Below are 7,003 nucleotides of genomic sequence, written 5' to 3'. Positions count from 1 at the left end.
GGCCGCCCGCCGGGCCGGCCTCGCCCTGACCCCCCGCCACCTGTTCGCCCACCAGACCCTGGCCGAACTCGCCCGCGCCGCCGAGGAGTCGCCGAACCCGGGCGGCACCGCCGAACAGGGCCCGGTGACCGGCGACGCCCCGCTCACCCCCGTCCAGCACTGGCTGTTCGACACCCTCGACGGGGACCCGGCCCGGCTCACCCAGTCGCTCGCCTTCCGGCTCGCCCCCGACACCGACGAGCACCTGCTCCGGGCGGCGCTGGCCGTCGTTCTGGCACAGCACGACGCGCTCCGGCTGCGCTACCGGCGCCGGCCGGACGGCGGGTGGCGGCAGTACGGCAGCGCGCCCGGGCCGGACCCGGAGCTGCGCACCCACCACCTGCCGGGCGCACCGGAGTTCGAGGCGCTGCGCCGGGAGCTGACCGAGGGCTTCGACCTGGCCGCCGGACCACTGCTGCGCGCCGCCCTCTGCCACCTCGCCGACGAACCGCACCCCGTCCTGCTGCTGGCCGCGCACCACCTGGTGGTGGACGCGGTGTCCTGGCGGCTGATCCTGGAGGACCTGGACACCGCCCACCGCGCCCTGCGCGCGGGGCAGCGGCCCGACCTCGGCCCCAAGACCACCTCCTTCCGCGCCTGGGCCGAACGGCTCGCCGCACACACCGCCGCCGGCGGCTTCGACGGCGAACTCGCCCACTGGCAAAGCCCGGAGGACGAGGCCGGGGCCGCCCTGCCGACCGACCTGGACGGCGCCGACACCGCCGCCGTCGAGGAGTCGCTGACCGTCGCCCTGGACGCCGAGCGGACCGCCCGACTGCTCCAGGACGTCCCCGCGGCCTACCGCACCCGGATCGACGACGTACTGCTCTGCGCCCTCGGCCGGGTACTGGCCCGCTGGACCGGACACGACCGGGTGACCGTCGCCCTGGAGGGCCACGGCCGGGCGGAACTCCTCGACGGCGTCGACCTCTCCCGCACCGTCGGCTGGTTCACCACGATGTACCCCGTCACCCTGGACGTCCCCCGGGCCGCCGACACCGGCACCGTGCTCAAGGCCGTCAAGGAGAACCTGCGCGCCGTCCCGCACGGCGGCCTCGGCCACGGCGCCCTGCGCCACCTGCGCAAGGCCCCCGGCCTCGCCGGAACCCCGCAGCTCGGCTTCAACTACCTGGGCCGGCAGGACTGGACGCCCGCCCCCGGCGGCCTGCTGCACGCCCCGTACGGCGCGCTCACCGGCGGGCTCGACCGCACCGCCCGGCGCCCCCACCTGCTCGACGTGCTCGGCCGGGTGGCGGACGGGCGGCTGGAGTTCACCTGGTCCTACTCCCGCGAACGGCACCATCGGGCCACCGTCGACCGGCTCGCCGCCGAACTCCTCGACGAACTAGGGGAGATCGTCCGCCACTGCGCCGAACCCGGCGCCGGCGGCCGCACCCCGTCCGACTTCCCGCTCGCCCCGCTGGACCAGGCCGCCGTCGACCGGCTGGTCGGCACCGGACGGGAGGTGACCGGGATCCAGCCGCTCACCCCCACCCAGACCGGCATGGTGCTGCACGGCCTGGACGAGGCCGAACACGGCCTGTACGTCGAGCAGCTCACCTTCGTGCTGGACGGCGCCCGCGACCCGGAGCCGCTGGCCGCCGCCTGGCAGCTGGTCGTCGACCGCACGCCCGTGCTGCGCACCGCCGTCGCCCTCCACGACGTGCCCGTCCCGCTGCAACTGGTGCACCGGCACGCCACCCTGCCGGTCACCCGGCACGACTGGAGCGAGCACACCGAGCGCGAGCGCACCCGGCGGCTGGAGGCGCTGCTCGCCGACCGGCGCTCCCGCCCGATGGCGCTGGACCGCGCCCCGCTGCTCCGGCTCGACCTGGTCCGGCTCGGGCCGGACAGCATCCGGGTGGTGTGGACCTTCCACCACGTGCTGCTGGACGGCTGGAGCGTCTTCCACGTGCTCGCCGACGTGCTGGCCGCGCACGCCGCACTCCTCGCCGGGCGGGCGCCGGAGCTGCCCGAACGCCGCCCCTTCGCGGACTACGTGAGCTGGCTCGCGGCCCGCGACACCGGCGCCGCCGCCGAGCACTGGCGCACCGCCCTGGCAGGCCTCACCGCGCCCACCGCCCTGCCCTACCACCGCAGGCCCGCCCCCGGCGACACCGCCCGCTCCGGGCAGTGGCTCTCGCACCGGCTGGCCGAGGCCGACACGGCGCTGCTCCAGGCCTTCGCCCGCCGCCACCGGCTCACCCTCAACACCCTGGTGCAGGGCGCCTGGGCACTGCTGCTCGCCCACCGCAGCGGCGACGCCCGGGTGTGCTTCGGCACCACCGTCTCCGGGCGCCCCGCCGACCTGGCCGGCGCGGACGACATCGTCGGCCTGTTCATCACCACCCTGCCCGCGCTGGTCACCGTGGACGGCACCCGGCCCTGCGCCGACTGGCTGCGCGGCCTCCAGGAGGAGCGGGCCGAGGACCGCCGGTTCGAGCACCTGCCGCTCGCCGCGATCCGGGCGCTGAGCGAACTCCCGCCCGGCACCCCGCTGTTCGACAGCCTGGTGGTGCTGGAGAACTACCCCGTCAGCGCGGCCTCGGCCGGCGCCCACGGGCTGCGGATCCGCGACCTGGACGCCCGGGAGGCCACCAACTACCCGCTCACCGTGGTCGTCTCGCCGGGCGAGCGGCTCGCCGTGGAGCTCGGCCACGACCCCCGCCACCTCGACCGCGCGACCGCCGAGAGCCTGGCCGACCAACTGCTGCACATCCTCACCGCGCTGGCCGGCAGCGACGGCGCCGCCAGGCTGGACGACCTCGACCTGCTGCCGCCCCGGGAACGGCGGAGGCTGCTGCACGGACCGGCCCGCCCGGCCCTCGACCCGGTCACCCCGGCCACCCTGCCCGCCCTGGTCGAGGCCGCCGTCGACCGCAGGCCGGACGCGGTGGCCCTGAGCGCCGACGGCTCGGAGCTGACCTACGCCCAACTGGAGGCCCACGCCAACCGGTTGGCGCACCGGCTGATCGCCCGCGGCGCCGGCCCCGGCACCCTGGTCGCCCTGCTGCTGCCGCGCTCGGCGGACATGCTGCTTGCCGAACTCGCCGTGGCCAAGACCGGCGCCGCCTTCCTCCCCGTCGACCCCGCCTACCCGGACGAGCGGGTGGAGGCGATGCTGCGCGACGCGGCCCCCGCGCTCACCCTGGACGCCAAGGAGACCGCCGCCCTGCTCGCCGCCGGACCGGACGGCGGCCCCGAGCACCGCCCCACCGACACCGACCGGACCCGCCCGCTCGACCTCGACGACCCCGCCTACGTCATCTACACCTCCGGCTCCACCGGCACCCCCAAGGGCGTCGTGCTCACCCACCGCGGCCTGGCCGCCTTCGCCGCCGCCGAGGCCGCCCACTACCGGATCGCCCCCGGCGACCGGGTGCTGGCCTTCGCCACCCCCAGCTTCGACGCCTCCGTGCTGGAACTCTGCCTGGCCCTGCCGCACGGCGCCCGCCTGGTGGTGCCCGCCCCCGGGCCGCTGCTCGGCGACCGGCTCGCCGGCCTGCTGCGCGCCGAGCGGATCACCCACACCCTGCTGCCGCCCGCCGCCCTGGCCACCCTGCCCGCCGACACCCCCGGGACGCTGCCGGACCTCAGGACCCTGATCGTCGGCGCCGAGGCCTGCGGCCCCGAGCTGGTCGCCCGCTGGGCCCCGCACCACCGCATGGTCAACTCCTACGGCCCGACCGAGGCCACCGTGGTCGCCACCTGGTCCGCGCCGCTGACGGCGGACGGCGCCGCACCGCCGATCGGCCGCCCGCTGCCCGGCACCGGAGCCCGCGTCCTGGACGCCCGGCTGCGGCCGGTGCCCGACGGCACGCCGGGCGAACTGTGGCTGAGCGGGCCCGGGTTGGCCCGCGGCTACCTGAACCGGCCCGGCCTGACCGCCGCCCGGTTCACCGCCGACCCGTACGGACCGCCCGGCAGCCGGATGTACCGCACCGGCGACCTGGTGCGCCGCGACCACCGGGGCGAACTGCACTTCCTGGGCCGCACCGACCACCAGCTCAAGCTGCGCGGCCACCGGATCGAGGCCGGCGAGGTCGAGGCCGTCCTGGTGCGCCACCCGGCCGTGCTGGACGCGGTGGTGAGCATCCGCGAGGACGAGCCCGGACTGCCCCGGCTGGTCGCCCACGTGCTCGCCTCGCCCGGAGAGCCACCGACCGGCGCCGAACTGCGGGCGCTGGCCGCCCGCTCACTGCCCGGCCACATGGTCCCCACCGCCTTCGCCGTCCTCGACCGCTTCCCGCTCACCCCCGGCGGCAAGACCGACCGCGCCGCGCTGCCCGCACCCCGGCCGGTCGAACCGGGCCCCGCCGAGCGGGTGGCACCCCGCACGCCCACCGAGGAGGCGGTCGCCGCGATCTGGGCCGACACCCTGGGCACCGCCGTCGGCGTCACCGACGACTTCTTCCTGCTCGGCGGCGACTCCGTGCGGGCCCTGCTGATCGCCTCCCGCGCCAACGATGCCTTCGGCGTCACGCTCACCCCCCGCGACGTGCTGGTCTCCCGCACCGTGGCCGACCTGGCCGGCCTGGTGGAGGACCAGGTGCTGAGCGAACTCGAAGCCGCCGCGTCCGGCGGCCCCGACGATGACGAACGGTGAGGATCCGACGACCATGACGCCTTCGACGCCTTCGACACCCCCGGGGCCCGCACGGCGGGACCGCGCGGCCGCCCTCCCCGCCGACCTGCGGGAAGCGCTCCGGCTCCGGCTGGCCGGGAAGTCCGCCGCCGCCCCGGCGGGCATCCCGCGCGCCGACCGCGACCGGCCGCTGCCGCCGTCCTCCGTCCAGCAGCGGCTCTGGTTCCTGGACCGGCTGCGGCCCGGCGACCCGCGCTACAACAGCGCGCTCGCCGTCCGGTACACCGGGCCACTGGACGCCACGGCGCTCCGCGGGGCGCTGGCCGCCGTGGTCGCCCGGCACGAGGCGCTGCGGACCGTCTTCGAGGAGGCCGACGGCCGCCCGGTGCCGACCGTACGGCCGGCCGGGCCGGTGCCGCTGCCGGTCCACGAGGTCGACGGCTCCGACCTCGACGCCCTGCTCCTCGCCGAGTACTCCCGCCCGTTCGACCTGCGGCACGGCCCGCTGCTGCGCGCCCTGCTGCTGCGCGAGTCCGCGCACTCCCACGTGCTCCAGCTGACCGCCCACCACATCGTCACCGACGGCTGGTCCATGGGCGTGGTCCTGGACGAACTGTGCACCGGCTACGCGGCGCTGGCCCGCGGCGAGGCCCCGCAGCTGCCGCCCGTCGCCGTCCAGTACCCGGACTACGCGGCCTGGCAGCGCGAGCAGCAGACCGGGGCCCGGGCGGACAGACAGCTGGCCCACTGGAAGGAACGCCTGACCGGAGCGGTGCCCCCCGAACTGCCGCTGGACCACCCCCGGCGCGGCGAGGAGGCCGGCCCCGGCGCCGTCCACCCCGTCACCGTCCCCGCCGCGCTCACCGCCCGGTTGCGCGAGCTCGCCGCCGAGCGGCAGGGCACCCTGAACACCGCCCTGACGGCCGGCGTCCAGGCGCTGCTGGCCCGCTGGTCCGGGCAGGCGGACGTCACCGTCGGCTCGCTGACGCCCGGGCGCGTCCGCACCGAACTGGAGCGGGCCGTCGGCTGCTTCGTCAACACGGTCGTGCTGCGCACCCGGGTCGACCCGGCCGGCTCCTTCCGCGACCTGCTGACGGCCGCCACCGGGACCGGCAACGACGCCCTCGCGCACGGCGACACGCCCTTCGAGCGGGTGGTCGAGGCGGTGGCCGCGCCCCGCGAGGCCGGCCGCAACCCGCTGTTCGACGTCCTGGTGCTGCTGCACCCCGCACCGCCCGCGGCCACCGCCCCGGCCGGTACCGCGATCACCCCGGTGGACGTGCCCCGGCAGGCCGCCACCTTCGACCTCAGCGTGGAGTTCGTCCCCGACGGCGAGGCGCTCACCGGCCTGCTGGAGTACCGCGCCGACCTCATCGACCCGGCCACCGCCCGCCGCACCGCCGACCAGCTGCTCCGCCTGCTGGCGGGCGCCGCCGCCGAACCGGACCGCCCGCTCGGCACCCTGCCGCTGCTCTCCCCGGCGCAGACCCGGCAGCTCCTCCACGACTGGAGCGGCACCGGGCTGCCCGTCGAACCCGCCACCCACCCCGACCTGCTGGCGCGCCGGGCGGCCCTGACCCCCGACGCCCCGGCCCTGGTCGCCGGGGGCGAGGAGCTCGGCTACGCGGAGCTCAACACCCGCGCCAACCGGCTCGCCCACCAGCTGATCGCCCGCGGCATCGGCCCCGAACAGCTCGTCGCGCTGCACCTGCCGCGCACCGCCGACATGATCACCGCGATCCTGGCCGTCTGGAAGACCGGCGCCGGCTACCTGCCGCTGGACCGCGCGCTGCCCGCCGAACGCGTCGCGTTCCTGCTCGCGGACGCCCGCCCGGCGCTCGTCCTGGACGAGGCGGCGCTGCGCGCGCTGCCCGCCGACGGCCCCGCCACCGACCCCGGCGACGCCGACCGCACCGCCTCGCTCGACCCCGCCAACACCGCCTACGTGCTGTACACCTCCGGCTCCACCGGCCGCCCCAAGGGCGTCGCCGTGCCGCACCGCGCGCTGGCCAACCTGCTCGCCGCCCACCGGGCCGGGTTCGTCGCCGAGGCCGGCGGCGGCCCGCTGCGGGTCGCGCTGACCGCCTCGTTCTCCTTCGACACCTCCCTGGAGGGCGTGCTGCTGCTGGCCGACGGCCACCCGCTGCACCTGGTCGACGAGACCACCCGGACGGACCCGGCCGCGCTGGTCGAGTACGTGGTCCGCCACCGCATCGACTTCCTCGACCTCACCCCCTCCTACCTGCGCCAACTGCTGCCCGCCGGGCTGCTCGACGACCCCCGGCACCGCCCCCGGGTGCTGATGCTCGGCGGCGAGGCGGTCGGGCCCCGGCTCTGGCGCGAACTCGCCGCCCACCCGGACGTCGCCGCGTACAACTA

General features: G+C 77.2%; 2 protein-coding genes. Both read left to right on the top strand.

What is annotated here, in order from left to right:
* The coding region (locus ACFC1T_RS37890; RefSeq protein WP_375897234.1) for an amino acid adenylation domain-containing protein at nucleotides 1-4,645 on the top strand (4,645 nt) is incomplete at its 5' end.
* 13 nt (nucleotides 4,646-4,658) lie between these two features.
* Nucleotides 4,659-7,003, top strand: a 2,345-nt coding sequence (locus ACFC1T_RS37885) for a condensation domain-containing protein (RefSeq protein ID WP_375897231.1), incomplete at its 3' end; no start/stop codon positions are given.

Origin of the sequence: Kitasatospora sp. NPDC056076 (assembly GCF_042266305.1) — a bacterium.
Lineage (GTDB): Bacteria > Actinomycetota > Actinomycetes > Streptomycetales > Streptomycetaceae > Kitasatospora.
Note: the sequence above shows the minus strand (reverse complement) of the source record. Positions and strands in the feature narration are given on the sequence as shown.